This window comes from Lactobacillus sp. W8174 (genome assembly GCF_016100975.1).
In the GTDB taxonomy this organism is placed as follows: domain Bacteria; phylum Bacillota; class Bacilli; order Lactobacillales; family Lactobacillaceae; genus Lactobacillus; species Lactobacillus juensis.
Map to the genome: position 1 here is coordinate 230,721 of NZ_JACFRN010000004.1, position 26,945 is coordinate 257,665.

A 26,945-nucleotide genomic window follows, 5' to 3' on the forward strand; every position below is an offset into this window, starting at 1 on the left:
GATTGAAATGAAAGTTCTGATAATTGGTGCTCACGGACAAATTGGGCAATTATTGGTAAAAATTCTACAAGAAAGTACGAATTGCCAGGTCATTGCAGGCTTGCGCTCCCATGAGCAGGAAAAAGCATATCAAGAAAAGGGAATTGCTACTGCTTTTATTGATCTAGCAGGGTCGCAAAAAGAAATGGCAAAAGTGATGCAAACGGTCGATACAGTAGTGTTTGCGGCTGGTTCAGGTGGCAAAACAGGTGCTGATGCAACAATGATGATTGATCTTGACGGTGCAGTCAAAGCAATTAACGCTGCAAAAGAAACTGACATTCAGCGTTTTATCATGATTAGTGCGATTAAATCTGACGATCGCAGTTTTTGGTCGGATAATGCACCAGCAGCAGGACCACAAAATTATTACTATGCGGCAAAATATTATGCTGATCAATGGTTGTTACACAGCTCACTGGACTACACAATTTTACGACCAGTTGCACTGACTAATCAAAAGGCAACAGGGAAAATTAAAGTAGCAAGTCATTTTACTGATTCTATTGCAGATATGACAATTACTCGTCAAGATGTGGCCCAAACGATTGCTGACATTATTTTAACGGGAAAATTACACCAAAAGGAATTTGATATTGCTAATGGCACAGTACCTATTAAACAGGCAATTACAAACTTCCACTAAAAATATTTAATCATAAACTATAACAGGCTAATAAATTAATGTTTCATTAACATGATTTATTAGCCTGTTACTTTGGGCTAAAACCCAGTAAAAGATCAATGACAGAGTACGGCAATTATTGCTGCTTTAAGTTTGATTAAATTAAAAAAGTATTGCTTTTACATGAATGCATATAGTAAAATCAACTTATGTTATTATTAGAATAAAGGAGGGAGCTATGCTAAAAGTAGAACATTTAAGTAAGCGCTTTGGTGATTTTCAGGCTCTTAAAGATGTCAACTTTACCATTCAGGCTGGTGAAATTATGGGTTTGATTGGTCAAAATGGTGCAGGAAAAACCACCACTTTTCACAGTATTTTAAATTTTCTTCATTACAACGGAAAAATCACCTGGAAAGATCAGCCCATTACTGAAAAAACTTTTGATACAATAGGCTACTTGCCGGAAGAACGCAGTTTACTACCCAAAATGACTATTGAGCAGCAAATTGTTTATTTGGCGGAGCTAAAAAGCCGCCCAGCAAAAGAGATAAAACCGCAAATTGATAAATGGTTAAAACGATTTGATGTCCAGGGCAAGAAAAGCGACAAAATAAAAACACTTTCGAAAGGTAATCAGCAGAAAGTGCAGTTAATTTGTACCTTAATTCATCAACCCCAATTAATTATTTTGGATGAGCCATTTAGTGGTTTGGACCCGGTAAATGCAGATTTGCTCAAAAACGCAGTTTTGGATGCTAAAAAGCGTAATGCGGCAATTATTTTTTCCAGTCACGATATGTCAAATGTCGAAGAAATTTGCGATAGTTTAATCATGTTGAAAAAAGGACAAGTTGTTTTAAGTGGTACAGTTGACGCTGTTCGTGACTCATTTGGTAAAACAGAAATTTACTGCAAAACTACTAAGTCGCTTGCAGAATTACAGCAGCTCCCTCACGTTAAAAAAGTGGAAAAGAAAGCGCATGGTCAATATCTTTTACGAATTGACGATGAAAATAGTGGTGCGGAAGTCTTTGATGCCTTAACAAACGGCGAATATATTGAAGAATTTCGGCAACAACCACCAACACTTGACGAAATATTTAGAATGGAAGCTGGTGAACAACATGAATAAGTTATGGACCGTAACGCTGCAAACTTATTGGCATCAAGTTAAATCTTGGTCTTTTCTGCTTTTGATTTTAGGACCGTTTTTCATAATTGGCTGTAGTGCTTTAGGAGGAGCTATCGGTGCTAGTTCTGATTCAGACAGTCAGATTGCAGTTATCAGTTCCAATGAGCAAGTTCGCCAAAACTTTATTAAAAATAATGATAAATATGTTGATTCTAAAATTAAAACCGCTGAATCTGCTAAAAAGGCTGTCAAAAAAGAAAAAGTTGATGGCTACTTGGTATTTGAAACGCAAAAAAACCAGGTTAAGGCCATTTATCACGGAGCGTCACCCATTGATGATGAATTGAAACCCAAAGTAAAAAGCTATTTACAAGTCTTGCAGAGTCAGCTTAATTTGCAGCAAGCGCAATTAGCGCCACGCCAATTTAAAGCCTTACAGCAGCAGCCAAAATATCGCGAAGTACTTCAGAAAAATCATCAGGGAGATAAATTGGTTAAAATGGTTTCTTTAATTATTGTGATTATGGTCGTTTACATGGTTTTGATGTCCTACAGTAGCATTACAGCTCAAGAAATAGCTTCTGAAAAGGGCACGAAGATTATGGAAATCATTTTTTCCAGTACAACTGCTGCTAAATATTTCTTAGGCAAAATTTTGGGTATTTTCGGCGTAATTATTACTCAACTCGTAATCTATATTGTTGGCGGCTGGGCATCTTACCGTTGGGCATTGCATGCAAAAATTACGGCTTCTTTTATGCATAACAATCAAGTAGTAATAAATAAAATTTTGGGCAATTTGTTAAATGTCAATCTCATTTTTCTGATTCTTGGTGTAATTATTTATACGATATTGGCAGCTTTTTCAGGAGCTTTAGTAGCTAAGCCTGAAGATTCTTCAAAAGCTGCTCAAGGTACTACGATGCTTTCTCTGCTTGCATTTTTCCTGTCATTTGCGCTTATTACTAACCCAGAACAAATTCTGCCGCAAGTATTATCTTACGTACCTTTCTTTTCCTCATTCATGATGCCGATTCGTATAATTAATGGCCACGTTGATAATATGGAAGTTATTTTGTCGTTGGTAATTTTAATAGTAAGTATTGTTGCTTTAACAGTATACATTAGTAAAATTTATCAAGGCGTAATTTTACAAACAGAAGATACCAGTTTTTGGAAGAGACTAAAACGAGGACTGGCATATAGTAGAGCGTAGGTAACAAAAAAGACTAGGACGAATGATATGCTGATATGACCCCCAAATTTAGGACAAATTTGGGGGTGTTTTTGTGGCTAAATAAAATTGAAATCTATCATCATTACATGATTATTAAGGTGGTCTTTGATAATAAAAAACAACTAATGCATCCAAAGTTTGATATTTGGAAAGACTACCAATAAAGTCTTGCTGTAATTCAATAAACAAAGGACTAACTCCGATCAAATTTCGGAAGTTAGTCCTGAGCTATGATTAAATAATTTATCATACAAATTAGATAAATAATTATTGATCTAACAATCATCTAAAACAATAATGATAACGCAAGAAACTTGGGTAAGCTTCTATATTTATCTAATACTTGCAATAATAGTTGAATTACTGTAAAGTAATGTTAACAGATATATGATAATTATTAGTACTAATTGTTCTTTGATCAGGGTATAGTACTAAAAACGGTATTATCATAATACTGAGAGTTAGCTTTATTGTTAACTCTTTTTTTGCATGTTTTATCTTTTTATGGTTCATATTACACCTCCTTTCAATATTTTTTAAACTAATTCATAATAATGATTATTTATATCTTTAAAAAAGAATAAAAAAGTATCCGCTTACACTTTATAATCTAGCTCTGTACTGAAATTTTGTCAATAAAAAAGCTTTTTTATAGTCTTTTTTGAATTTTTAACTTGATGTATAATAAAATACTATTCAAACCAAATACTGTATTTTTATGATTAGTCTTTAGTGAATATCATTTGAGTACATTTAAACTTTGTATGTCCAATGGCTGGATTTTAGTAACTGAACAACTCATAGTTACTGATAATAAATATTTCTCTGACTTTTTAATTGTGGCTGCAAAGACCAAAATATTAGTAATAGTTTTAGACTATGTTTTTCATATGGAGGAAGCATGATTATCAGTAATATTTGGTTGATTATTTTTGCCACTATTTCATCATTTTCCAGGGGAATAATATCAGTTATTGACCGTTATCAAATGGGGTATCGGAAGCAAAGCTCAATTGATGTGAACTTTTTAAATAATATTTGCAGCTCGGTTTTAGTGACTTTCTTCCTGATTTACGTCCTGCACAGTTTTCCCAGTCCCAGAATAACCAACAACTATATTATTAAAGTCCTTTTATATGCTTTTTTGGCGCAGATAGTTGCCTATGGTTACAGCTATGTGTTCAAAAAAGTTTCAATTATGCAGTCTGTGCTTTTGAGCAAGGTGACCGATCTTTTTATTCCTTTAGCCATCTTGCTAACCATGGGCTACTTTAGCAAGTCTTCATATTTAGTTTCTATTATTTCCACTGTAATAGTAGTTATTTATATTGTTTTCGAGCAGCGCCATAATAATTTAAATTTGAAAAACCTGTTGACGACTTTTGCCGTAATTGCGCCCTTGTTGATTATCCAAGCAGCACTTTCACCGTTATTAACTAAAGGCCTAATCAAACCGATTGATCTGGTCTTTTTTACTATTATGACAATTTATGTGCGTTGTTTAATTACCTTAATTACTTTTATTTATAAAAACAGGACCCTCAAGATCAGCGCCGAAAATCTTAAAGGCAAGGTTTACCTGATTTATGGTTCTCGGGCGGTTTTGACTCTTTTAGCGCAAGTAACTTATACTTTGGCAACATCTTCGCCCAACTCAAGCATTGCCTGGATCTTTTTAAACATGACTTCTTTATACAGCGTCATCTTTGGCGATATTTTCCTTAAAGAAAAGATGAAGTTCGCAGATATCTTGGTAATTGTGGCCATTTTTATCTTGGCTTTATTTTCAAAGTAACTGCAGGAGTTTGGAAAAATAAGAATTAAGCACTATAATTGCGCTATGATTTGGAAACGTCGGTTCAAGGTGAGTGCTGGTTTTATTTAGGGATGAAACCTGCGTTTTAATTAAACCCGTCAATCCTTTATTTCAGCTTGTTAATGAACGTGTGGATGAAGATGCGTGGGGCGTTTTAGTTGTTGCGCTATTGCTGTTAATAATTGTGGATATGCAGTTGCATAATCCGTGGTATATCACGGTCATGTTTATTTTTATTTCAATTTTTACTTCACTCATCTTTTTGGGATTGGCCGTATTAGGTAACATAGTTTCGCTTTTGTCTAATGGCTTAGGCGACTTGGCAGAAACAACGTTTGACTTTTTTGACATGAGTAAATATCCCTTAGCGATCTATTCATCGGTTTTAAGGATAATTATGACTTTTATCTTGCCAATCGGCTGGGTTGCTTCAATTCCACAAGAAAAAATTGCAGTTAAACTTGAGTGGATATGGTTGCTATTAATTCCTGGCGCCTGTGTATTCTTTTTTGTCATAACTTATCAGTTATGGCGAGTATTTTTACAAAAATACCAAAGTACTGGCAGTTAACACTAAAAAAGCTCTCTAGCTTATAGCTACAGGGCTTTTTAAATTTTAATTACTCTTTTCCTTTCATTTGTTCTGCTGCTTGATGAATAACTTGTACGCTGTTAATAACAAAGGGAAAGCCAATGTAGGGCAGTAATTGAATTGTTGACCAAATCAGTTCACTTTCTCTGTTGCCAGCCTTTAAACTGCCGCGAGCATGTGCTTTAATTTGAAAGTCTACATTCATAGTGATTAATGCCAGCAACTCATAGCGTTCTCTGTCGCGAACATCTAATTCTTGGCGTTTGTAAAAGTCATTGAAGAAGTGCTCTGTTAAGGCATGCGGAATAAAACTGCCGGCTTTATCAGGCAAGTCATGCAATAATGTTTTTATTTCAGTACCATAAAGCTTTTCCTGCACTTTTGCCCCATAATTTGGATCTGAATCAATCTGCGGGAAGTTTAATACTATCTTTCGTTGACTAAAAACAGTTTGCACTTGCTCTAAGGCTTGTTCAACTTTTAGTGTTCCGATCACAGGAGCTAATTGGAATAACATTTCTAATAAAACTTCTGGTTTTATTTTAGCATCCAAAATTTTTGTAACTTGGTCGGGAATAACAGTTGTTACTCCTTGAACCGTGCTGGCAATTAACGGTATTAGCACGCGGTCTTTTTGCAAATGCTTTTTACAATTATGTGCTACATCTGTTGCATAACTTTCTATCAAGTCTTGAAATTGATTTGACACATCTTTATTCATCAAAAAACCTCTTTTTATCTGGTTTAGTAAATCATAAGCTCGTTTAAAACAGTTGTATAATACTTTTTATTCATTAACTGTAATAAGTTTTTTGCATAAAATTTTATTTTTTATAAATTGATTCCTGCAATAATTTTAAAAATAGTTCTGCGACTGGTGATAAATTAACACCGTGTTTCCAAACTACTTTGATAGCTTGATGCAGCTCTGGCTGTAATTTTCTGAATGTAATGCCTGAGCCTTTAGATGTATCAGCTAATTTATCTAGAGTAAGCATTAATGCGGCATGATTCTTAACCATCAAGGTACCGTTAAAATTTAAATTATAGCTGCCAATAAAATTGACTGAATCATAGTAATTTCCTAGCCAGTTTTGAAAAAGGTGCATTTTTTGCGCTTGCTGTGAGCCCAATAAAGAGCGCCCTGGTAAATCTTCTGGTTTGATCACTGCTTTTTGCGCTAGGGGATCATTAGCAGGCATTAAAATCCCCCAAGTATCTCTTTCGGGTAAGGTTAAAGAAGCATAATTAGCTAAAGGAACGTTCCCAATAATGACTGCAAAGTCAACCGTTCCGTTGTCCAACTTACGTTCGGCATAACTATAATCTCCACTTAATAGGTGAATTTTAACAGAAGGATGCTCCTTAATAATTGCGCTGACCACATTCATGACCCGTTGCATCCCAAGACTTTCTCCCGCAGCGATTGTCAAATCGCCACTAACAAAAGAAGCTTTTGTTAGATTTCTTTTGGTTTTAGCAGATAGGTCTAAAATTTCCTGCGCTTGTTCAAGTAAATAATGACCCGCAGGGGTAAGAGTTAAATGTCGCGACCTGCGACTGAATAATTTAACACCGAGTTCAGCTTCCAATTCAGCAATTTGTCTTGATAATGCTGGCTGAGAAATAAGCAATTTTCTTGCAGCACGGGTCATATTGCCTTCTTGGGCCACAGCTACAAAGTAATTTAAAACTCTTAATTCCATGTTATCTTCTCCTTGCTAAATTGTTTATGCCTCTAAAAAATCTCTTTAATGCAAACAGGTTATATTATTTCATGTTTAATAAGTATTTTACATAAAAAAGTGGTGTGACTAAAATTTTAACTAATCGGAAAAATAGAAATATAAAAAGTGCCTGTAACTATTAATTATGGGCCACTTTTCAATCAGTATTAGGTAAAACAAGCAAGAAAGATTGCCGTGTTTAACTTAATATATTTTAGCTAATACTTAAACTTAGATCTAAGTTTAAGTCACCAGAAAGAAGAATAATAATGAAAATCTCAGAAGTAGCTGAAAGAGTAGATTTGACGCCTGTAACTCTCAGATACTATGAAAAGATGGGCTTAATACCTGCGGTGAAGAAGGAACACGGTGTCAGAAACTACGAAGAAAAAGATCTTACCTGGATTAGTTTTATTAAGTGCATGCGTCAAGTTAAAATTCCAGTAAATGATTTGCTGGAATATACTAAATTGATGCAGCAGGGCAGTGATACTAAAAAACCCAGACGGCAAATTTTAGTCAAAGAATTGCATAGGTTAGAAAAGCAAGATCAGAACATTCAGGCTACTATTGTTCGTTTAAAAAATAAGATTAGTTTGTACGACCAAGGCAAAATACAATAAGCTAATTACCAGAGAAAGTTAACTAATAAACGGTCAACCTTAGTATTTTCGTGTAGTTTACTGTGTTGAGCGCGAGAACCTCTAATTTCTTTTTCCTGATATGAACGGGCACGTTTACTGACTAAGTAACGGTAAGAACGGGCAGAGTTAACGGTAACGTCACCATCACTGCCGCCTCCCGTATCACCAAAAATATTCAAAACCTCTGCGTTTTGAGGAAATTTTTTTCTCAAATTTAGAAGTCCGCGGTAGCCTGCACTCATTTTTTGCGGTTTGCCTGCATGATTAAGAACAGTTGTTTTAGGAGCCCCCACTTCACCAATATAACCATTATAGTGACCGGCAATTGAAACCTGTTTATTTAAGTGAGGCATGTGTGAATTAGTGGCATTATTGCGCAAGTAGTAAGCAATTTGTAAATTACCCATCGAATGCCCTACTAAGTTAATGTGGTTAAAACGGTACCTTTTTTGCAGGGCAGAGATTACATCTTTAATATAATTACTGCTCTTGTTCATAGCAGTGATTTGATTATTTATTCCAGCAAAAATGCTCTTATTATTTTGGAGGTTAACTTCAACTACCGGGTTCTTGGCCCGTTTTTTTATTGTTCCAAATAGAGTAACTTTACCGTTAGGATTAACATCGGCACGAATAACAGAATTAGTAGCATGATGTTTTTGGGCATAAGCGACCATACTTTCTTCAGCATGGTAACTGCTGCCCCAGCCATGTACAAAAAGTGTTGGCGTATCGATGCGAATGCTGGCACAATTTTCTTTTTGGTAATTATTTTTTAAAAAGTGAATTCCTAATAGCAGTATGACTATTATTAATGTACTAAAAAGGATGGCCTTACGTTTTCTGGTCATTATTAATCAGCTCCTATTGTAGCCATAGTTTGCAATTACAAAAGCTGTTGCACATCCGCCACAATTTGCTCAGTAGTTAAATGATTTTGCTGGTAAATTTCTTTAACTGGAGTTTGGTCAGTATAAACGCGGTTTTGACCGTAATTAAGTACTTTAACTTTAGTTTTACCAAGGTAGGATGCCACTTTTTGTCCAAAGCCGCCATCTAACGAATTATCCTCAAGCGTAACAATTACTTGATGATTGGCTGCTAACTGATCCAGTGCTTGTTTATCTAAAATATTGGCAGAGAGTGGATTAACTAGGGTAGCTCCTAATTTAGTTGCCACGTCTTTACCTAATTGATAAAAATCTCCTAGTGCCAAAACTGCCACATCTTTACCTGATTTAACTTGATACTTAATTTCTGAATAATCAGTCGCTACTGTTTGTTCGTCTGAATCTGGCACATTAGCCGGCATTTTAATAGCAACGGGGTGTTTTCTTTGGCTAATTGCCCACTTAATCATTGCTTGTTCTTCTTCTAGTGTAGTAGGTGCTAGGTAAATCCAATTAGGTAAATTAGAAATCATTACTTGGTCAAAGATTCCCAAGTGAGTTTTTGATTGATTAGAAATTCGTCCGCCAGCTACCAGCATTACAACTGGCAGGTCATTGGCAGCCGTATCGTGAGAAAGTTGGTCAAAAGCACGCTGTAGGAAAGTAGAATTTTCCATTAATACAGGGATGCCACCTTCTTTAGCAAAACCAGTGGCGAAAGCAACTGACTCTTGCTCAGCAATACCCACATCAGTGTAATTATTGGGATATTCTTTTTTGAATTCTTCAAGATCAAAGACACCTGGAATTGCCGCATCTATAGCCATGACATTTTTTCCTGCTTTAATTTCATTTTTAATCACATCAAGAGCAACTGAATTGGGGGTAGAACTCTGACTTTCTGGAGCAAGTGGCTGATCATCTTGCAAATTAAAGGGTGAGACCCAGTGGTGAGCTTCTTCATCATTGATTGCTGGCTCATAGCCTATGCCTTTAAGAGTATTAATGTGTAATAAAATTGGGTGGTCAACATCTTTAACTGCCTTAAAAGCGGCAATCATATCAGCAAGGTTGTTACCGTCTGCGACATAGCGGTAATCAAATCCCATTGCTGTAAACGGATTTTCGGCAGTCTGGCCATTTGTGTCTCGTAATTTTTTCAGAGCAGTCACTAAGCCGCCAACATTTTCATCAATTGACCATTGATTATCATTAACTACAACTACCAAGTTATGTTTTTCAATTGCGGCATTGTTTAAACCTTCAAAAGCCAGTCCGCCAGTCATGGAACCATCACCAATTAAAGCCATAATGTTTTCATGGTTGCCCATTAAGTCCCGCGCTTTAGCCATACCTGTTGCTAGAGCAATAGATGTTGAAGTGTGACCGATTGAGTAATAATCATAAGGACTTTCATCAGGGTTGGTATATGGGGTAACGTCTTCATAGTGGTCAGGATCAAGCCAAGCCTGTGCCCGTCCTGTTAACATTTTATGGGGGTAGGTTTGGTGTGAAACGTCCCAAATAATTTTATCTTGTGGAGCATTAAAGACGTAATGATAGGCAATTGTAGCCTCCACAATTCCTAAATCGGGACCAAGGTGTCCGCCTTCAGCTGCATCTTTTTCTACAATTAAAGTTCTGATTTCTTGGGCTAATTTTTCCATTTCAGAGATACTTAATTTTTTTAAATCCTTAGGTCCGGCAATTTGGTTTAGTAAAAAATCTTCATGTTTGTTCATTATCAAGTGCCTCCTGCACTAATTTATTCAATGTTTATTAATAATTATAAAATACTTTCCTATAAGAGTGAGCTAGCAATTGGGTAAATTACTCTCACCAGCAACATAAAATTTTATAATTATTAAAATTGTAGTACTTAAAGTTAAGGTTAAGTCAAACAGCAAACTAAAATTTTTTATTTAAAAAGAACTTGATACCATTTAAACTATAATTATTGAGTAAGTCGCAAAACACGTAAACTAGTTAAGGAATCAAAATGACAATCGGAGAACTACTAAAAGAATTTCGCATTAGAAATTTAAAAACGCAAAAAGAGTGGACAGCTGGAATTGTTAGTCCTTCTTATTATTCAAAAGTAGAAAAAGGGATTCACCGCATTACTGCAGAAGATTTGTTGGCGATTCTAACTGCTAATCAGATTAAGCCATGGGATTTCTTTAGTAAATTAAGTCCAGATCAAGCTCAGGATAATGCGGCTAGTTTTATAGAAGATGAAGTAAACAGCGCGTATTATCAAAATGACATTCAGAAAATTAGACAAATCAGGCAGTATGTAGCAGATGGTGATTTCAAAGATCAAGAAAAAATGCTCTTGCTGATTGACTTTGAATTAGCTGATGCGGAAAATAAGCTGGCAGATTTAAGTGAAGTTAAAAAGAATAAGTTAAAAATCTGGCTCTTTGATCAAAATGATTTTGACGAAAAAGCATTGCGGATCTATATTAATTTGATTCCTATTTATGATTTGAAAAGCAATTTGCTAATAGGTAAAAAGGTAGTTGAAAAATTAAAGAACGTTTCAAAGCCGCGCCAGCAAGAAGAACTATTAGGAGTGATTTGTAATCTCTTAATGATCTGCATTGAACAACAGGCTTATAATGAAGCGCGTTATTTTGTTAAAGCTGCTAAAAAAGTTAAGACGAGGCCTGAACTGTTTTTCTTAAAAAATGTATTAGTATTGCTGGAAAATATGATCAGCTATCATTTTGAGCATAGATCAGAATATTTATCTAAGTGCAAATGGGCTGTTAAAAATTTTACATTGCTGGGGATGCCGGAATATGGTGAACAAATAAAAATATTTTTTAATGAAAACCTAAATAAATAAAAAACTTGCTTATTAAAGATAAGTTAGTGGTATGATTAAGTTGTTAAGAAAACGCTTTTATAAGGGAGATGTTAATGATGAAAATAGGTTTTATTGGCACTGGCGTAATGGGCAATGCAATTTGTCTAAATTTGTTGAAGGCTGGTCATCAGTTATGGGTCTATAACCGGACAAAAAGCAAGACGGATAATTTAGTTGCTCAGGGTGCTACTTGGTGCGAGAATCCTAAAGCTGTTGTTGAACATGCAGACACGATTTTTACAATTGTAGGTTTTCCGAAAGATGTTGAACAAGTTTATTTTGGTGATAACGGCATTTTGCAGGCAGATGTTAAAGGTAAAAATTTGGTTGATATGACAACTTCAAAACCAGCTTTAGCACAAAAAATATTTGCTGCAGGTGAAAAACAGGGCGCTAAAGTACTGGATGCTCCTGTTTCTGGTGGTGACCTGGGCGCTAAAAATGGTACTTTAACCATCATGGTTGGAGGAGATGAATCTGCTTATCAAAACTTAGAGCCTGTTTTTAAGGATTTCGGCAAGCAAGTTCACTATTTTGGTCCAGCTGGTGCGGGTCAGAATACCAAAATGGCAAACCAGATTATGATTGCAGGTACGATGACTGGTATGACAGAAATGCTGGTTTATGCTAAAAAGGCAGGCCTTGATCTCACAGCAGTTCTCAAAACCGTCGGTGCGGGTAGTGCTGCTAACTGGAGTCTAAGTAATTACGGTCCGAGAGTTTTAAAGGGTGACTATACCCCAGGATTTTTCAGTAAACACTTTTTGAAAGATTTACGTATTGCTTTGGAGACGGCTAAAGAAATGAAAATTGAGCTGCCAGCAACCGAAGAAGCTAAAAGATTGTATGAGACTTTGGTTGATGAAAAGCATTTAGGCGACCTGGGTACACAGGGATTGATCAAACTGTGGTGGCAGTAAAGTATTAATTTTAAATAAATTAAAAACGGAGTAGTTTCTTAATTTGAAACCACTCCGCTTTTTTAATATGAGTAAGCTTATTTGATTTTACTTTTGACCTCTGGCACACCATCTAATACGTTGGCGTAGCGTGCTAAGATAAATAGATAATCTGATAGGCGATTAATATATTTTAAACAAGCAGGAGCAAGCTTTTGCTCCTCAGCGTTCAATTTGGCCATCGAACGTTCTGCTCGTCTGGCAACTGTACGTGCATAATGTAAATGAGTTGCAGTAACCGAACCGCCAGGTAGAATGAAATGGGTTGTTTTAGGAATTTGTTTATTGAGGTTATCGATTTGTTTTTCCAGATTTTCTACTTTTCCTGTCGTAATTTCTTCATGCCTTTTGACAACAATGTCACTTTCAAGTTCATATAAGTCACGTTGCAAATCTTGTAAAGGATCATGCAATTTTTGACATTTAGCAGACAAGTTGGCAATTACAACGCCTAGATATGAATCAAGTTCATCAATATCACCAACGGCGACAATTTGCAAATCATATTTAGGAACCATTTTACCGGTAACCTGTTTAGTGAAACCTTGATCACCGACTTTGGTATAAATTTTAATTGTCATAACAGCCTCCGTTTATAATGATCTAGAGCAATGTTTAGTGGTTTGTATAAAATGGGATAAAATACTAAATCACCAATTGCATGATAAGTGTCAAAGACTAGGCTGCCGGCCCAGTATGCTAAGAAGGCGTTAAAACCACCGAAAATAGACATACCGAAGTCGACAAAGCAGCCATATTCCCAGCCAAGAAAAACGGCGAGAATTAGTTGTAAAGTAAAGTGTTTTTTAAGCGGTGTAAATTTACCTAGCAAAGCAACGGTTAAAACGCAGCCGCCGTAAGCTAAAACCTGTGACACAGTCCAGATGCCAAAGCCTAAGTAAATGTTGGAGACGACCATGGTTAAAAGAGCTAAGGCAAAGCCAAAACCAAAACCAATATTTAAAGTTACAATCATTAAGATATCAGTTACTGGCTGGACATTAGGTACAGGTATGATCTTAAAAATTCTTAGTGCTACGCACATGGCAGTTAAAATCGCTAATAATGCTAACTTCTTGGTTGAATTACGTACCATAGCAAACTTTAGAAGTTAGTTTTTGCTAAAGTAAATTTAACCTTGTCTTTGTTTGCCAATTTTTGAATTGCTGCGCCTTTTTGAGCGAACTTACCATTAATTCTGTAGGTCCAATAGATTTTTTTACTTGGTTTTTGGCTCTTGCCAGCAATAGAAGTAATAAAACCATTCGTACTCTTTACTTTCCAGCACTTCTTTAAACCGCGCATTACTGTTGAGTGCTTAGGCAATTTAACAGTCTTCTTTTTGTAAGTCTTGTTGTGTACTTTCAGAGTATAAGTGACTTTAATCTTGCTGCTGGCATCAACCTGTTGGACGTTTTGGGTTGTTTCAAGACCTGCAAACGTAAAGGTAAAAATAGTGGCAATTCCGGTTAAAACAGATAATTTGCTTTTTTTCATATAAAAACTCCCAATCTATAAATTTTTTGTGCAAGCACTAAAATATTTCGTACTTAGTCGCTTGCACGGACTTTTTATTTCATTTTTGCTAAAGTGAATTTTACTTTATCGTTACTTGCGACTTTTTGCTGGTTAGCACCTTTGGTAGCGTATTTTCCGTTAACGGTGTAAGTCCAGTATATTTTCTTTTTGGCATTTTGCTTTTTACCATCAATTGCAGTAATGAACCCTTTGTTGCTGTCTACTTTCCAGGCCTTTTTTAGACCAGTCATAACAGTAGACTTTTTAGGTACTTTGACTGTCTTTTTTTCTGTATCTTTTTTCGTAGCTAAAACATAGCTAACAGAAATATTAGTGTTTGCTTTAGGTTTTTGCTGGGTCTGATTGTTCTGACAACCAGATAAAGTAAAGGCAAAAATGGTTGCAACACTGGCAATAATTGGCAACTTGCTTTTTTTCATAATTATAATTTCGCCTACTTAGATTTGTGTAAATGAATTATTTAACAGGACATGCACCAGATTCACAATCGGTTTGATCAACTAATTCCAAGTCTTTTTGATCATCATTTTGCTCGGCAAAGACTTGAGCAACGTCACCGGTAATCTGGGCTTTTCTTTCTTCATACTTCTTCTTGTCGATCGGCTCTTTTGGCGCTTGCTTGAGTGAACCACCATAGTATGGCAACAGTGAAGTTGACTTAATTACATGACGGTATTGCTTAAAGAGTGAAGTGATCTTGTCGCCTTCGTCGCTTTGGAAAGTGACGGTACAGCTGACTGCGTTGTCTGACCAGTAAGTTTGCAGAAATGCTTGCGTTGCAAATTGTTCTTCAATTGAAACTGTGCCAGCTGAAGCAAAGTTTTTACTATCAGCGTGAGCTGCACGTAATGGAAATTCAACACAAGTCGTATTTGGTGAATAAATGTCTGGTTCTGAATAGTAACCACATGCGTCCAGTGCTTTAAGCAGAGGATCAGAAGCTTGGAATCTGATTCTTTGAATGAGGTAACCGGCATAGTGGAAATGCATTCCCTCAGAAGCTCCAGCCAATTTCGCAACAGTACCCGAAGGCTTAACAGTTGTGTGCTTGATTGATTCGTTGCATTTTAAAGTCTTACTGTATTCTTTATCAGCAGCAATGACGGCTTGGTAAGCATCAGTAACCATTTTAATTCCCTGAGGATCGTAAATCGGTTTCTTAATCTTTTCACCGGTTTCTTTATCAGTGCTGTCTTCAAAGCCGGTAACAACGCGGTGACCCAAGTCATTTAACAGCCAGTCTTGGATACCTGACATTGAAACGCCGATTCTGCGGTTTTTATAAATGATGTTACGGGAAATTTCCCAGTCATAGTCACTAAAGGTTACCCGTTTAGCGAAGCGAGTTGCTAATCTGAAAACGTCTTTTAAATCCCAATTTTCTTGTTCGGCAATATATGGAAATACTTCAAACAGGTTGCATGGTTCACCGTTACCCAAGGAAATTTCTCCACAAGGATTAGTACCTTCAACATCACCGTCAATATCTTTTTGATAGCCGTCAATAATCCGGCCATAATTGCGGGACAAATCTAGGTTGACTACACCTGGTTCACCGTTTTCTCTAATACCATTAGCTATTGGTTCATACTCATTAAAGTTAGAGTCAATAGCTACACTGTTATTTGAAGCCCAACGGTGGTGGTAGAGTTTATCTTTATCTTGTTTCATCGTGATAAAGTCTTGGTCAGTACTCGTACCTAAAGCCAGTTCAGCTGACCTTCTTACATTACCGGCAACGACTGTTTTACCAATTAAATTGCAAATGTCAGTACAATCAACAGAAGTTAAATTACCGCCGACCCGGTTGTTAATAATGTTGTTAATATCGAAAAACATTTCCACTAACGGCATAGGACCAGAAGCTGTACCGCCAAAGCCGTGAATCTTAGCTCCGTAAGGACGAATTCTGCTGATGTCAAGTACTAGTTTCGTCTTATTTTCAGAATTGGTTTGGTTAAAGTGCACGTCGATTAAGCGAGCGTTAGCTAAAACCCAGCCTTCACGGGTATCGGGCAAATTATAATAAATATAATCTGATTTACCATCGTTTTGCTTGATCCATTCGTCTTTGTCCGTTGCTCCCAGCTTAATTGAATCTGCGTATGAGGCACTCTTTTTGTTAATCACGACTGTCAAGTCAATTTTATTATCAACTGCAGGAATCTTTTTAATATTATCTTGGACAACAGAAAAGCCAACGCCGCCGCCTTTCATTGATTCGTCAAAAAGAAATGAAAAAGGCATTGAAACTGCTTCTTGATCTTGATTTAAATAATCTGGAACTATATGACTGTCACCGTATTTTTGCGGACGAATAGCTATGAACCAGCAATTATTCAAAGAGTCACCATTGCGCTTTTGGTAATCTGTACCAGAAACCCACAGATTACGACCAGAAGGCGTTGCGCCAAGGCCGTAAACCAGTTTAAATAAATCCTTAGCTTCGTTTGTTAATTCGTTGACTACTTCTGTTGAAGGAGAATCTTTGAGACGAGGGTCCAGATTAATATTCCCCTCAACTACGCGTTTAACCGTTTCGTCCCAATTTTCAGAACGATTTTTTTCAGGAAGCCATCTGGCATAGGTTCGTTTGTAAGTAACCCAGCCAAGCTCTCCCCAGTGGGGAGTGACATTTTGTTTCACTTGATCAATGTAACCCTGATCTAAGGTTATGCTCGTATTTTTCATATTCAAAGTTACTCCTTAAACTAGTAAATTGTTCCACAGACACATCATCTATGGCTACAGTTAGAACTATACCACAATATCTTGTATTTACTAGAGTAAAGTTTGCTTTCAAACACAAGTGAAAAGCACTAATTGATGTGCGAGTAAGTTTTAGAGGGTAATAAAAAACATATAGAATTCAGAGCAAGAAAAAAGCACAATAAGTTGAATCTAATACTTATTATGCTTGAATATATCTTTAATTTTTTAAGTTAAATTAATGCCTGACCGCAGCAAAGAAAAGGAAGATTAGACCTAGAAAAATGATTGCAGGAATAAATAGATGAATTAAGAAAAAGAAAGCAAGAGCACAAGCTAAAAGGAAAAATAGGATTTTGACAATCCCAATTCCCATTTTGACTAAAAGCCAAATGAGAAACAAAATCAATAATAATGTAAACATGCCCAATCACCCCTTTTGCTTAAATTAAAGGATATTATATCTTATTTTGTGAAATAGCAGTAGCAATCTAAGCAAAATTTAAAAATAGTTAATTATGTTCTTTATCAGTGAAATATTGTTATAATGAATCTCCACACTAATTTTAGTGAATACGCATTATATTCTGTGGAATATTTGGAGAGGAAGAAATTGCTTGCGTTATAAACAAATAATTTTTGACGTTGATGATACTTTGATTGACTTTGCTGCTACGGAGAGTTTTGCATTGCACAGTCTCTTTAACGCGCATCATTGGCAGTTAACTGATGAGATGCAACGTGATTACCATGCATATAATCAAGGACTGTGGCGTAAGCTGGAACAAGGCAAGATCAATTATGAGCAGCTGAGTAGAATGGCTTTTACCAATTTTATTAAAGAAAATTTGGGTATTGCAGTTGATGGCTTAGCAATAATGAATGAATATCGCTCTTATTTTGGTGAGTCGTACAAGTTGTTGCCGGGGGTTATGGATACTTTGCGGTATGCCCGTAAACAAAATTATTGCTTGACGGTCTTAAGCAACGGTGAAACCTTTATGCAGAGGCATCGCTTGGAATTAGCGGGGATTAAGGATTATTTTTCCTTAATTGTGACATCGCAAGAAGCTGGTTTTTCTAAGCCTGATACCCGGATTTTTGATTACTTTTTCGCTCATACTAATATTAGTCCAGAAGATACAGTCTTTTTTGGTGACGGACTGCAGTCAGACATATTAGGAGCAGAAAACTATGGTTTTGACAGCATCTGGTATAACCATCGCAGGCGCAAGAATAAAATGAATCTGCATCCGCTGTATGAAGTAACTACTTATCCGCAATTTGTAACTTTACTCAAAAGCGACTTTCAAAAACAGCCGCAATAATTGCTATTTTTTGCTGTAGAAGTATAGTCCAGTTCGGTATAATAATGGTGAGAGGTAAAAAATTATGACTAGTAAAATTCAATCTTTAAATGACACTTATGAATTAAATAATGGCGTCAAAATACCAGTTATCGGACTGGGAACTTGGCAAACTCCTGATGGTGAAGTTGCTCAAAAAACCGTCGAGGATGCTCTAAGTCTCGGTTATCGCTTAATCGATACGGCTGCTGCTTACGGCAATGAGGAAAGTATTGGTCGGGGCATTAAACGAAGTGGAGTTAACAGAGGTGACTTATTTGTAACGACTAAGTTATGGAATGATCATCACGGTTACCAGAAAACTAAAGCTGCAATTGATGAAAGTTTAACTAAACTGGATTTAGATTATCTTGATTTATACTTAATCCATTGGCCTAATCCCGCTCCGGTGCGTGATCACTGGGCTGAATTGAATGCAGAAAGCTGGCAGGCAATGGAAGAGGCAGTGCAAGCAGGAAAAATTCGCGCAATTGGCGTTTCCAATTTTAGACGTAAACACTTGGATGAACTTCTGAAAACTGCTAAGATTCGTCCTGCCGTTAATCAAATTTATCTTAATCCTAGTGATATGGAAGAAGACGTAACGGCTTATAATAAAGAACTTGGTATTCTAAGCGAAGCATATTCACCACTAGGTAGAGGCGGTTTGTTTGCTAATGACACGGTAGTTTCTATTGCGCAGCATTATGATAAGAGTCCGGCACAAGTTTTATTACGCTGGTCGTTGCAACATGGTTTCGTTCCACTACCAAAATCAGTTCATCGCAAGCGCCTTGAAGCTAATTTGCAGGTCTTTGACTTTACTATTACTGAGGCTGATATGGCAAAACTTGATGGTTTGCACGGAGCAGCTCAAGTAGCAAATGATCCAGATCAAACAGATTTTTAAAAAGGTAAATGCTGATGAAAATTGGATTTATTGGAGCTGGTAAGATTGGCTCTGCGATTATTAAGGGCTTGTTAAATGCTCAAAATCCCAGTGAGGACATTTATGTCTTTAATGGTGGACGCCATCATACTGCGCAAAAAATGGCAGCTGAACTTCACTTAAGTTTGATTAATAGTTATGAGGACTTTAATGCTTGCCAAGCAGTTATAGTAGCAGTAGGTGGTTCTGCCACTGAAACAATCATCAAAAATTTAGGTCAAAAATATCATGGCATTATTCTGTCAACTGGCGGTGGCGACCTGATTCAAATTAATCAAAAGCTGCCAGCAGAAACTTCTTTTGGCAAAATTGTGCCCAATACACCGGTACAAATCGGTGCTGGTATTACAGTTGCCAGCTTTATACCTGATGAAAAGCCGGCAGTAATCACTACTGTCAAAAATATTTTTACCCAAATGGGAGCAGTTTACGTTGTACCTGAAAATTTGCTGGGCATATATGGTACTGTAGCCGGTTGCACACCTGCCTATGTTGATTTAATGGTTGAAGCTCTCAGTGATGCCGCAGTACAGAATGGAGTTAACCGAGCCGAATCATACGAAATAATTAACCAGATGCTTTTAGGTACCAGTAAGCTGGCACTTGCTAGTAAAAAATTGCCCGAGGAGCTAAAAGATGAAGTTACAACACCGGGCGGTTCGACAATTAGAGGTGTAACTAAACTTGAAGAAGAAGGGTTTAGGAACGCGCTGATTCAGGCGGTAAACGCTTCTGCTAATTAAAATAATCAATTAAAAAGACACCAGATAATTTTATCTGATGTCTTTTTTGACAATAAAGTGTATTTAAGAAGGGAAAATAAGTTAGAGACTAAAACTCTTTGTCTAAATCAACTGGAGTATCAGCTTTTTCACCCTTAATTAGCTTCAAGTTGTTGTCAAAAGCCTTGATAACCATGTTACGCACAGCATGAGTAGTGTAAAAGGCTGTGTGTGGGGTTACCAAAACATTTGGCCGTGCAATCAAGTCAGCTAAACGCTTGTCAGGAAAGTCCTTGTTACTGAAGTCACTGTTAAAAATACCAACTTCATTTTCGTAAGTATCCATTACGAAGCCAAAAACTTTACCTGAGTCAAGACCGCGAACAACTGCATCTGTATCAACTAATGGTCCACGGGAAACGTTGACAATAACAACGCCATCCTTCATCTTCTTGATTGAGTCGTCGTTAATCATGTGAACATTTTCTGGAGTATCAGGAACATGAAGTGAAATAACGTCAGACTTAGCGTAAAGTTCATCTAAGTCATCAACGTAGTAACCCTTCTTTTCTAATTCTGGGTTCTTGAAAATATCGTAGGCAATAACCTTAGCGCCAAAGCCTTCCATAATTCTCATGAATACTTGACCAATATGACCAGTACCTACAACACCAACAGTTTGGTCACGTACTTCGCGACCAATTGTAGGTGCCCAGCGCAGGTCATGCTTAGCAACTTTTTCGTCCATAACCTTGTCTTGGCGCAAAACTCTGGCAGCTTGGATAGCAGCGTGTTCAGCGATGGCATCTGGTGAATATACCGGAACATTAGTGATCTTAAAGCCTAATTCCTTAGCCTTTTTTAAGTCAATGTTGTCAATACCAACGTTACGGATTGACCAGTTGTGAATACCTAATTTGTCTAAAGCCTCAATAGTATCAGCCTTGTAATCCAATTGCTGGTAAGTTACAACACCATCAGCACCTTTAGCTAATTCAGCCGTATCAGGGGTGAGAAGTTGATCAGTAAAATCAACATCAACATCCTTGTGAGCTTCCTTCCATTCATGTACATATGGTTCTTCATCTTTACGAATGGCATAAGCATAAATTTTAGTCATAAAATCTAACCTCCAAAGATTATTATTGTTGTCTCTTGTGCTATTATACACTTGCTTAATCAGATTGAAAAATATAAAAATGTGAAAAAATTATTTTTTTAAAAATACTGCTATATCGGTAATCGCTTACATTTATGTTGCACAAGGGATTATAGCAAAACAAAAAAATTACAAATATTTTTTGCTAAGGTAGTGAAAAATATAACAGCAAATTTAATGACATTACGTGCAAGTTCGTAAAAAATAATACTGATAAAAATCATAGAAATTTTGAGTCCCTGTGAAAAAACTATATAATGAAAGAAATGATTAATAAGGAGAAGAAAATGATCTTAATTTCGTGGAATATTGATTCACTTAATGCAGCTTTAACAGGAACTTCCTCACGTGCCGTGGCAACACGCCAGGTTTTAGAAAAAATACATGCTCAAAATGCCGATATTGTCGCAATTCAAGAAACAAAATTGCGCTCAACTGGACCTACCAAAAAACACTTGGAAATATTAACCAAGGAATTTCCAGAGTATGATATAGTATGGCGCTCATCAGAAGAGCCAGCTCGTAAAGGATATGCCGGTACTATGTTTTTATACAAAAAAGAACTTAAGCCTAAAGTAACTTATCCTGTGATTGGTGCACCAGAGCCAATGGATCATGAAGGCAGAATTATTACTTTGGAGTTTCCTAAGTATTTTGTGACCCAGGTTTATACACCAAATTCAGGTAATGGTCTAAAGCGCTTGAGTGAACGACAAGTATGGGATGAAAAATATATTGCCTATTTGCAAAAGCTGGATCAGGAAAAACCGGTATTGGCTAGCGGCGATTATAATTGTGCTCATCATGAAATTGATCTAAAACATCCGGATACTAACCATCATTCTGCCGGTTTTACAGATGAAGAGCGAGCAGATTTTACTAAAATGCTTAAGGCCGGTTTTACAGATACTTTTAGAAAACTTAACGGCAACGTTGAAGGGGTCTATTCTTGGTGGGCTCAAAGGGTAAAAACTGCCAAAGCTAATAACTCCGGCTGGAGAATTGATTATTGGCTGACGAGCAATAGAGTTGCTGATAAGGTTAAGCGTTCTGAAATGATGGATACTGGGGAGCGCGCCGATCACTGCCCAATTTTATTGGAAATAGATTTATAAATAGTAGTAAAAAGAGATCCAAAGGGTTGGGTTTCTTTTTCTTTTGTGTAAAATAGCTTTGAGGTGATGTTGAATGAATGAGCCTTTGCAGGATGCCATTCTTAACGGTTTGTATGATCCCAGCTATCCTGGACATGAATTATTAGGTCCAAAACTGTTGCAAAATAACAAACAGGAGAATATCTGGCTGACGCTGCGTCAAGAGCTTCTTAGCTGCCAAAGTTTTACCTGGGCAGTAGCCTTTATTACTCAGGATATGCTTGTTCCGTTTAAAGTAGTCATGGCTGATTTGGCTAAAAGAAATATTACGGGTACTTTAATTACAGGTGACTACTTAGGATTTAACAACCCTAAAGTTTTCCGTGAATTGTTAAAAATTCCCAATTTAAGCGTTAAAATCACCTATAAAAACGGTTTTCATGCCAAAGGCTATCTTTTTGAACACGAAGATTGGCAGACTTTAGTTATCGGCAGCGCTAATTTTACCCGGGCAGCTTTGCTCAGCAACTGTGAGTGGGCTTTGAAGATTAGCTCAAAGAATAATGCTACATTAACTGTGCAGATTGCCCAGCAGTTACATGAATTAAAAAGAAACAGTATGCCCTTATCTGAAAGTTGGATAGCAGAATATGAGCAAAGTTGGGTAAAACCACAAGCACGTTCACAGACGCAATTAAATGAAAAAGCTGAAATTGTGCCAAATGAAATGCAGAAAGAGGCTTTGCATGAGTTAAAAGGACTAATTGCTAGCGGGCAAAAACGCGGCCTGGTAGTTTCAGCGACAGGAACAGGCAAAACCTATTTAGGAGCATTTGCAGTCAAAGACTTTAAGCCTCATAAATTTCTTTATGTTGTCCACCGCGAGCAAATTGCCAAAAAGGCTTTAAAAAGTTTTTACCAAGTGATTGGTGGCCAGTCATCTGATTATGGGCTATTAACAGGACATAAGCATCAGCTTGACTGCAAATATGTTTTTGCTACAGTGCAAACTTTAAGCCAGACAGATATACTTGACAGCTTGGAGGCAACAACTTTCGATTACATTTTGATTGATGAGGCTCACCGGGCGGCCGCACCAAGTTATCAGCGCATTTTTGCCAAATTCAAGCCCCGATTTTGGCTGGGAATGACTGCCACGCCAGAGAGAATGGATGATCAGGATGTTTACCGCTTGTTTGACTATAATTTAGCCTATGAGATCCGTTTGCGTGAAGCACTGGAAGAAAAGATGCTTGCACCTTTTCATTATGTTGGCGTTGAGGACTATGAAGTAGATGGTGCAACGATTGATGAAACTACTAACTTGCGTAGACTGCTTGCGCCAGAGCGCGTTGATTATGTCTTAAAGCAATTGGATTATTATGGCTACTGTGGTTCACAAGTCAAAGGGTTGGTTTTTTGCAGTCGCCAAGAAGAAGCGCGTGAATTAGCGCAGGCTTTTTCAGAACGCAAGCATCCAGCAGTCGCTTTAACTAATGAAGACAGTGAAAAAAGAAGACTGCAAGTGGTCAGGCAACTGGAACAAGGTAAAATTGATTACATTATTACCGTTGATCTTTTTAATGAAGGTATTGATATTCCAGCTTTAAATCAGATTATTATGTTGCGCAATACGCAGTCCAGCATTGTGTTTATCCAGCAGTTGGGACGCGGTTTGCGTAAATATCCCGGTAAAGATTATGTGACTGTCATTGATTTTATTGGTAACTACAAAAATAATTATTTAATTCCGATTGCTTTGAATCAAGATGATAGTCGTTCGCAAGATAAGGCTCGCGAGGAAAGTGTACTCCCCAGTTTTATCGATGTTTCAACAATTAACTTTAGTCAAATTGCTTCTGCTCAAATTTTGGCTTCGCTGGATAAGATTAAATTGGACAGCATTAAAGAATTACGGCAGTCTTACCAAGAACTAGCGCAAAAAATAGGGCGTCCGCCCCTGTTATTTGATTTTTATCGTTACGGTTCAACTTCACCCCTAGTCTTCGCGAATAATCATAGTCTTGGGCATTATGGTGAGTTTTTAATAAAAATGGGCGAACCTGTGAAGCTAAGTCGGTATGAAAGTGCTGTTTTGTCTTTTGTTACTAAAGAATTATTGAATGGCAAAAGACCTCATGAACTAATACTTTTGCAGCTGCTTTTAAAAAAAGACCAGGTTAGTCAAGAAGAATTTGAACAGGCCCTGCATGACTATGGTGCCTATGCTAATGAACAGGTGCTGACTTCTGTTGAAAATATTCTTTCTTTAAGCTTTTTTGACATCAAACAAGGCAAGACAACGAAAAAAGACCAGTATGGCGGTCAACCTCTTATAGTCAAAATTGATTTGTTTGACTATTCATTAGCACCAATATTGGCGCAATCTCTTAATCAAAATGAAACTTTTAGGAAATTGTTTAGAGATGTGATTAAAACGGGTTTGGCAATGAATCAAGACTATGATAATCAAAAGCAATTTACTCTTTACCAGCAATATGATCGTAAAGATGTTTGCCGTTTGTTAAACTGGCCCTTAGATGTTTCCGCACCTATGTATGGCTATCGTGTGGACGAAAATGAAACGCCTATTTTTATCACTTATCAAAAAGATTCTACTAAAAAGCGCAATGCTTTGTACCATAATACGCTAGAAGACGGTCGCTGTTTGCGCTGGTATACGAGATCGCCCCGTCATCTAGAATCAGATGAAGTTCAGAGACTGCTTAATACTCCGCAGATGAAGCTGTTGCTTTTTGTTAAGAAGAGCGATGCGATTGGCAAGCAATTTTACTATTTAGGACAGGTAGATATTCAAAAGGATACGGTCAAGGAAGAATTACTAGGGCCAAAGAAAAAAGCTGCGGTAGGGATGAATTTGCTACTGGAAAAGCCATTGAGTACAAAAATGTATGAGCTACTATTTGATGAATAAGAAAAAGTCTAAGAGTTGAACTTCTTAGACTTTTTGAGTTAGCAAAGAAAGTAATATTTTTAAATATTAAAAGGATTATTACAAAACAAAGGACCAACAAATCACGTCGATAGACACTGACTTATTGGCCCTTTTGAAATATAACAATTTAGTACTTAAGTGAAAAAGTTTTTTTTAGAATTTTACGGTTAAAAACTTAGCGCTCTACGAAAGTATTAGGTTTAATATGTTGCAGGATTTCGTATCCCACATCTTTTTGATCATTTTCATTATCGTTAGTTTGATTTAAAAACATAACAATTCCGTTTTGATTATCAGCAGTTAGTTGCACCCAGGTGCCAAAATGCTGTCCCTTAAAGCTGCCGTAAGCGTTCTTAATATTATCATTATTGTATAGGTACATTCCACCTGAATAGTTAACTACTTTGCTTTTTAGGTGAGTCAAATAATAGAAATCATCTTTATTTAAAATCGAACCGTCCGTTAAGCCCACTTGAATCTTGTAATATTCTGCTGTGGTAGTAAAAAGATTACCAGCACCAGGAATTTGTGAAACTAAGCTTTTTTTGAGATAAGTTGCTTTTTGATAGTTCTTGCTCCCATTTGAATAGTATGAAATTGGATCAGTCATTTTCTTAGGGATGTTTTGATAAAGATAGGTATTTTTCAAATTTAACTTATCAATAATACGGGTCTGCAAGTTGTCTTCGTATGACTTGCCTGTAACTTGGTTAATGATACCGGTAAGTAAAATATAATTACTATTATTGTAGTGATAATTACCTATTGTGTCAGACGCTGAGGCATTGATATTATTGACGACCCAGTTAATAGCGTTGTCTTCTGAATAATTATAGCCTCTATCTATTTCTGTTTTAGTAGCCATAATTCCTGAAGTATGGGTCAACAGATTGCCCACGGTAATATTATCAGCATTTTTGAGGTTAGGGTACCAGCGGGATATCTTGGTGTATTGAGTAAATTCGTCTTTGGTGCCCTTGGTTTCATTAATTAGTTGCACTATCATCGCACCAGTAATTACTTTTTGCAGCGAAGCTGTGGGATAAACAACTTTGCTGCTGCCATTACCAATTCTTTTACCATACCAGGCATAACCATAACTGATTGTCTGTGGTACCCCATTTTGCACCACTGTAACTATGCCACGGACATTGTGTTTCTTAAAAGTACTCCTGACAAAATTATACATTTCAGTCTGCTTATTATTAGTGGTAGTTGCTGCATTAACTTGACTAGTTGCAGTGACTAAAGGTGTGGCGGCAATAACTAAAGAAGCCACCATTGTAATAAATTTATGCTTCAAAATGATTTTTCTCCTTAAAATATAGTTGTATTATAAAACTTTAAAATTAATTAGGGTATACGAAAAGATTAAATTTAGATAACGTTTGTGATTCATCTGAAAATATTTTTATTTGTTTTGATATTGAAAAGTGCTGCTTTTGATCACTTAAAATTCTTACAAAAGGATGCAAGCGAAATATTTGACCAACAAGGCCGAATTTTTTTCAGAAGTGCTAGACAGATAGGACTTTTTGCTTTAACAAAAAAATAATAAAAAATACTTGCAAAAGGGAAAAATAATTGCTAGTATTAATAACTGTCGTCGGGCAATGAGCCGCAAGGCAAGAGGCCCCTAAGGGCGGCAAAAAAATCGAGCAAAAGCAGTTGACAAAAGCGAGCTGCTTTAGTAAGATAATAAACGCTGTCGGGCAAGACGGCAAAAAAGATCCCAGAAAAAAGTGCTTGACAAAAGCGAGTGAATCTGGGAAAATAAAAAAGCTGTTTTAAAGCAGCAGGTAGTACCTTGAAAACTGAACAATGTTTTCGCAAAAATGTGCGGGTTTAAGAGAACCCAAAACAAAAGAGCGAAGTCAATTTCGCAAGCAAATAAATCCGAGATGCGAATCTTGGAACGAATGAGCAAACATTCAA

The 26,945-nt window shown here is 36.7% G+C and carries 26 protein-coding genes; 14 read left to right on the plus strand and 12 right to left on the minus strand.

All coding sequences use genetic code 11. The annotated features are described in order from the left end of the window. The first annotated feature begins 7 nt into the window (after positions 1-7). The 3 genes from H3U49_RS07160 to H3U49_RS07170 all read left to right on the plus strand — a co-directional run bounded on the left by H3U49_RS07160 (position 8) and on the right by H3U49_RS07170 (position 3,015). The gene (locus tag H3U49_RS07160) at positions 8-685 is read left to right on the plus strand and encodes an NAD(P)H-binding protein (protein ID WP_198180766.1); all 678 of its coding nucleotides are present in this window, start codon (positions 8-10) and stop codon (positions 683-685) included. Positions 686-902: 217 nt separating this feature from the next. Next, positions 903-1,799: an ABC transporter ATP-binding protein gene (locus tag H3U49_RS07165; RefSeq protein WP_198180767.1), complete on the plus strand. Its 897-nt coding sequence runs from the start codon at positions 903-905 to the stop codon at positions 1,797-1,799. Continuing rightward, complete coding sequence (locus H3U49_RS07170) at positions 1,792-3,015, plus strand: ABC transporter permease (protein ID WP_198180768.1); 1,224 nt, start codon at positions 1,792-1,794, stop codon at positions 3,013-3,015. Before H3U49_RS07165 ends, H3U49_RS07170 begins: the two co-directional genes overlap by 8 nt. 381 nt (positions 3,016-3,396) lie before the next feature. Here the strand turns inward: H3U49_RS07170 and H3U49_RS07175 are convergent, their stop codons facing one another. After that, entirely contained in the window at positions 3,397-3,549 is a 153-nt protein-coding gene (locus H3U49_RS07175) for a hypothetical protein (RefSeq protein WP_198180769.1), read from the minus strand. 230 nt (positions 3,550-3,779) lie between these two features. On the opposite strand from H3U49_RS07175, the gene H3U49_RS07180 reads away from it, so the two are divergent. The 3 genes from H3U49_RS07180 (at position 3,780) to H3U49_RS07190 (ending at position 5,423) form a co-directional block, all read left to right on the plus strand. Next, the gene (locus H3U49_RS07180; RefSeq protein ID WP_198180770.1) at positions 3,780-3,941 is read left to right on the plus strand and encodes a hypothetical protein; all 162 of its coding nucleotides are present in this window, start codon (positions 3,780-3,782) and stop codon (positions 3,939-3,941) included. After that, positions 3,938-4,831: an EamA family transporter gene (locus tag H3U49_RS07185; protein ID WP_198180771.1), complete on the plus strand. Its 894-nt coding sequence runs from the start codon at positions 3,938-3,940 to the stop codon at positions 4,829-4,831. Before H3U49_RS07180 ends, H3U49_RS07185 begins: the two co-directional genes overlap by 4 nt. Positions 4,832-4,904: 73 nt before the next feature. Next, positions 4,905-5,423 carry an ABC-2 family transporter protein gene (locus tag H3U49_RS07190; protein WP_198180772.1) on the plus strand — a complete coding sequence of 173 codons (519 nt, stop codon included), beginning with the start codon at positions 4,905-4,907 and terminating at the stop codon, positions 5,421-5,423. Positions 5,424-5,472: 49 nt separating this feature from the next. On the opposite strand, the gene H3U49_RS07195 is transcribed toward H3U49_RS07190, so the two are convergent. Both H3U49_RS07195 and H3U49_RS07200 read right to left on the minus strand, forming a co-directional pair. Further along, positions 5,473-6,165 (minus strand): carboxymuconolactone decarboxylase family protein, encoded by a 693-nt coding sequence (locus H3U49_RS07195; RefSeq protein ID WP_198180773.1) that lies wholly within the window; start codon positions 6,163-6,165, stop codon positions 5,473-5,475. 103 nt (positions 6,166-6,268) lie between these two features. Next, the gene (locus H3U49_RS07200; RefSeq protein WP_198180774.1) at positions 6,269-7,150 is read right to left on the minus strand and encodes a LysR family transcriptional regulator; all 882 of its coding nucleotides are present in this window, start codon (positions 7,148-7,150) and stop codon (positions 6,269-6,271) included. A 290-nt stretch (positions 7,151-7,440) separates the two neighbouring features. Here H3U49_RS07200 and H3U49_RS07205 point away from each other — a divergent pair, with 290 nt between their 5' ends. Then, positions 7,441-7,794, plus strand: coding sequence for a MerR family transcriptional regulator (locus tag H3U49_RS07205; protein WP_198180775.1), 354 nt, complete (start codon positions 7,441-7,443; stop codon positions 7,792-7,794). 5 nt (positions 7,795-7,799) lie between these two features. Here H3U49_RS07205 and H3U49_RS07210 read toward each other — a convergent pair whose 3' ends face one another. Together H3U49_RS07210 and H3U49_RS07215 are read right to left on the minus strand one after the other, a co-directional pair. Beyond that, positions 7,800-8,666, minus strand: coding sequence for an alpha/beta hydrolase (locus H3U49_RS07210; protein ID WP_198180776.1), 867 nt, complete (start codon positions 8,664-8,666; stop codon positions 7,800-7,802). 35 nt (positions 8,667-8,701) lie between these two features. After that, positions 8,702-10,447 (minus strand): 1-deoxy-D-xylulose-5-phosphate synthase, encoded by a 1,746-nt coding sequence (locus tag H3U49_RS07215; protein WP_198180777.1) that lies wholly within the window; start codon positions 10,445-10,447, stop codon positions 8,702-8,704. A gap of 257 nt (positions 10,448-10,704) precedes the next feature. Here H3U49_RS07215 and H3U49_RS07220 point away from each other — a divergent pair, with 257 nt between their 5' ends. Beyond that, positions 10,705-11,556 carry a helix-turn-helix domain-containing protein gene (locus tag H3U49_RS07220; RefSeq protein WP_198180778.1) on the plus strand — a complete coding sequence of 284 codons (852 nt, stop codon included), beginning with the start codon at positions 10,705-10,707 and terminating at the stop codon, positions 11,554-11,556. A gap of 77 nt (positions 11,557-11,633) precedes the next feature. Further along, positions 11,634-12,497: an NAD(P)-dependent oxidoreductase gene (locus H3U49_RS07225; protein ID WP_198180790.1), complete on the plus strand. Its 864-nt coding sequence runs from the start codon at positions 11,634-11,636 to the stop codon at positions 12,495-12,497. Positions 12,498-12,574: 77 nt separating this feature from the next. Here H3U49_RS07225 and H3U49_RS07230 read toward each other — a convergent pair whose 3' ends face one another. The 5 genes from H3U49_RS07230 to nrdJ all read right to left on the minus strand — a co-directional run bounded on the left by H3U49_RS07230 (position 12,575) and on the right by nrdJ (position 16,766). Continuing rightward, positions 12,575-13,117 carry a cob(I)yrinic acid a,c-diamide adenosyltransferase gene (locus tag H3U49_RS07230; protein ID WP_198180779.1) on the minus strand — a complete coding sequence of 181 codons (543 nt, stop codon included), beginning with the start codon at positions 13,115-13,117 and terminating at the stop codon, positions 12,575-12,577. Further along, positions 13,114-13,632, minus strand: coding sequence for an ECF transporter S component (locus H3U49_RS07235; protein WP_045927323.1), 519 nt, complete (start codon positions 13,630-13,632; stop codon positions 13,114-13,116). The genes H3U49_RS07230 and H3U49_RS07235 overlap by 4 nt, the downstream gene beginning before the upstream one ends. 8 nt (positions 13,633-13,640) lie before the next feature. Beyond that, the gene (locus tag H3U49_RS07240) at positions 13,641-14,033 is read right to left on the minus strand and encodes a DUF4430 domain-containing protein (RefSeq protein WP_109585681.1); all 393 of its coding nucleotides are present in this window, start codon (positions 14,031-14,033) and stop codon (positions 13,641-13,643) included. A 74-nt stretch (positions 14,034-14,107) separates the two neighbouring features. Beyond that, complete coding sequence (locus H3U49_RS07245) at positions 14,108-14,494, minus strand: DUF4430 domain-containing protein (RefSeq protein ID WP_198180780.1); 387 nt, start codon at positions 14,492-14,494, stop codon at positions 14,108-14,110. A gap of 37 nt (positions 14,495-14,531) precedes the next feature. Beyond that, on the minus strand, positions 14,532-16,766 hold the full coding sequence (gene nrdJ, locus H3U49_RS07250; RefSeq protein ID WP_198180781.1) for a ribonucleoside-triphosphate reductase, adenosylcobalamin-dependent: 2,235 nt from the start codon (positions 16,764-16,766) through the stop codon (positions 14,532-14,534). Between the two features lie 635 nt (positions 16,767-17,401). Between nrdJ and H3U49_RS07255 the strand changes: the two genes are divergently transcribed. The 3 genes from H3U49_RS07255 (at position 17,402) to proC (ending at position 19,822) form a co-directional block, all read left to right on the plus strand. Then, entirely contained in the window at positions 17,402-18,112 is a 711-nt protein-coding gene (locus tag H3U49_RS07255; protein ID WP_198180782.1) for a YjjG family noncanonical pyrimidine nucleotidase, read from the plus strand. A gap of 64 nt (positions 18,113-18,176) precedes the next feature. Continuing rightward, a complete protein-coding gene (locus H3U49_RS07260; protein ID WP_198180783.1) occupies positions 18,177-19,040 on the plus strand; it encodes an aldo/keto reductase in 864 nt (287 codons plus the stop codon). A gap of 14 nt (positions 19,041-19,054) precedes the next feature. Beyond that, complete coding sequence (proC, locus tag H3U49_RS07265; protein ID WP_198180784.1) at positions 19,055-19,822, plus strand: pyrroline-5-carboxylate reductase; 768 nt, start codon at positions 19,055-19,057, stop codon at positions 19,820-19,822. A gap of 88 nt (positions 19,823-19,910) precedes the next feature. On the opposite strand, the gene H3U49_RS07270 is transcribed toward proC, so the two are convergent. Then, the gene (locus H3U49_RS07270; RefSeq protein ID WP_198180785.1) at positions 19,911-20,921 is read right to left on the minus strand and encodes a D-2-hydroxyacid dehydrogenase; all 1,011 of its coding nucleotides are present in this window, start codon (positions 20,919-20,921) and stop codon (positions 19,911-19,913) included. Positions 20,922-21,247: 326 nt separating this feature from the next. Between H3U49_RS07270 and H3U49_RS07275 the strand changes: the two genes are divergently transcribed. Both H3U49_RS07275 and H3U49_RS07280 read left to right on the plus strand, forming a co-directional pair. Then, complete coding sequence (locus tag H3U49_RS07275; RefSeq protein ID WP_198180786.1) at positions 21,248-22,075, plus strand: exodeoxyribonuclease III; 828 nt, start codon at positions 21,248-21,250, stop codon at positions 22,073-22,075. 73 nt (positions 22,076-22,148) lie between these two features. Next, entirely contained in the window at positions 22,149-24,989 is a 2,841-nt protein-coding gene (locus H3U49_RS07280; protein ID WP_198180787.1) for a DUF3427 domain-containing protein, read from the plus strand. A 196-nt stretch (positions 24,990-25,185) separates the two neighbouring features. On the opposite strand, the gene H3U49_RS07285 is transcribed toward H3U49_RS07280, so the two are convergent. Then, positions 25,186-26,313 carry a serine hydrolase gene (locus tag H3U49_RS07285; RefSeq protein WP_232347646.1) on the minus strand — a complete coding sequence of 376 codons (1,128 nt, stop codon included), beginning with the start codon at positions 26,311-26,313 and terminating at the stop codon, positions 25,186-25,188. Positions 26,314-26,945: the final 632 nt, after the last annotated feature.

Excerpts from the sequence above, each read along its gene's own strand:
- H3U49_RS07220 (WP_198180778.1), top strand. The coding sequence starts at position 10,705 with ATGACAATCGGAGAACTACTAAAAGAATTTCGCATTAGAAATTTAAAA.
- H3U49_RS07165 (WP_198180767.1), top strand. The coding sequence starts at position 903 with ATGCTAAAAGTAGAACATTTAAGTAAGCGCTTTGGTGATTTTCAGGCT.
- H3U49_RS07205 (WP_198180775.1), top strand. The coding sequence starts at position 7,441 with ATGAAAATCTCAGAAGTAGCTGAAAGAGTAGATTTGACGCCTGTAACT.
- H3U49_RS07215 (WP_198180777.1), bottom strand. The coding sequence starts at position 10,447 with ATGAACAAACATGAAGATTTTTTACTAAACCAAATTGCCGGACCTAAG.
- H3U49_RS07245 (WP_198180780.1), bottom strand. The coding sequence starts at position 14,494 with ATGAAAAAAAGCAAGTTGCCAATTATTGCCAGTGTTGCAACCATTTTT.
- H3U49_RS07175 (WP_198180769.1), bottom strand. The coding sequence starts at position 3,549 with ATGAACCATAAAAAGATAAAACATGCAAAAAAAGAGTTAACAATAAAG.
- H3U49_RS07230 (WP_198180779.1), bottom strand. The coding sequence starts at position 13,117 with ATGACAATTAAAATTTATACCAAAGTCGGTGATCAAGGTTTCACTAAA.
- H3U49_RS07195 (WP_198180773.1), bottom strand. The coding sequence starts at position 6,165 with ATGAATAAAGATGTGTCAAATCAATTTCAAGACTTGATAGAAAGTTAT.
- H3U49_RS07170 (WP_198180768.1), top strand. The coding sequence starts at position 1,792 with ATGAATAAGTTATGGACCGTAACGCTGCAAACTTATTGGCATCAAGTT.
- nrdJ (WP_198180781.1), bottom strand. The coding sequence starts at position 16,766 with ATGAAAAATACGAGCATAACCTTAGATCAGGGTTACATTGATCAAGTG.
- H3U49_RS07280 (WP_198180787.1), top strand. The coding sequence starts at position 22,149 with ATGAATGAGCCTTTGCAGGATGCCATTCTTAACGGTTTGTATGATCCC.
- H3U49_RS07210 (WP_198180776.1), bottom strand. The coding sequence starts at position 8,666 with ATGACCAGAAAACGTAAGGCCATCCTTTTTAGTACATTAATAATAGTC.
- proC (WP_198180784.1), top strand. The coding sequence starts at position 19,055 with ATGAAAATTGGATTTATTGGAGCTGGTAAGATTGGCTCTGCGATTATT.
- H3U49_RS07225 (WP_198180790.1), top strand. The coding sequence starts at position 11,634 with ATGAAAATAGGTTTTATTGGCACTGGCGTAATGGGCAATGCAATTTGT.
- H3U49_RS07200 (WP_198180774.1), bottom strand. The coding sequence starts at position 7,150 with ATGGAATTAAGAGTTTTAAATTACTTTGTAGCTGTGGCCCAAGAAGGC.
- H3U49_RS07185 (WP_198180771.1), top strand. The coding sequence starts at position 3,938 with ATGATTATCAGTAATATTTGGTTGATTATTTTTGCCACTATTTCATCA.
- H3U49_RS07270 (WP_198180785.1), bottom strand. The coding sequence starts at position 20,921 with ATGACTAAAATTTATGCTTATGCCATTCGTAAAGATGAAGAACCATAT.
- H3U49_RS07240 (WP_109585681.1), bottom strand. The coding sequence starts at position 14,033 with ATGAAAAAAAGCAAATTATCTGTTTTAACCGGAATTGCCACTATTTTT.
- H3U49_RS07160 (WP_198180766.1), top strand. The coding sequence starts at position 8 with ATGAAAGTTCTGATAATTGGTGCTCACGGACAAATTGGGCAATTATTG.
- H3U49_RS07235 (WP_045927323.1), bottom strand. The coding sequence starts at position 13,632 with ATGGTACGTAATTCAACCAAGAAGTTAGCATTATTAGCGATTTTAACT.
- H3U49_RS07260 (WP_198180783.1), top strand. The coding sequence starts at position 18,177 with ATGACTAGTAAAATTCAATCTTTAAATGACACTTATGAATTAAATAAT.
- H3U49_RS07275 (WP_198180786.1), top strand. The coding sequence starts at position 21,248 with ATGATCTTAATTTCGTGGAATATTGATTCACTTAATGCAGCTTTAACA.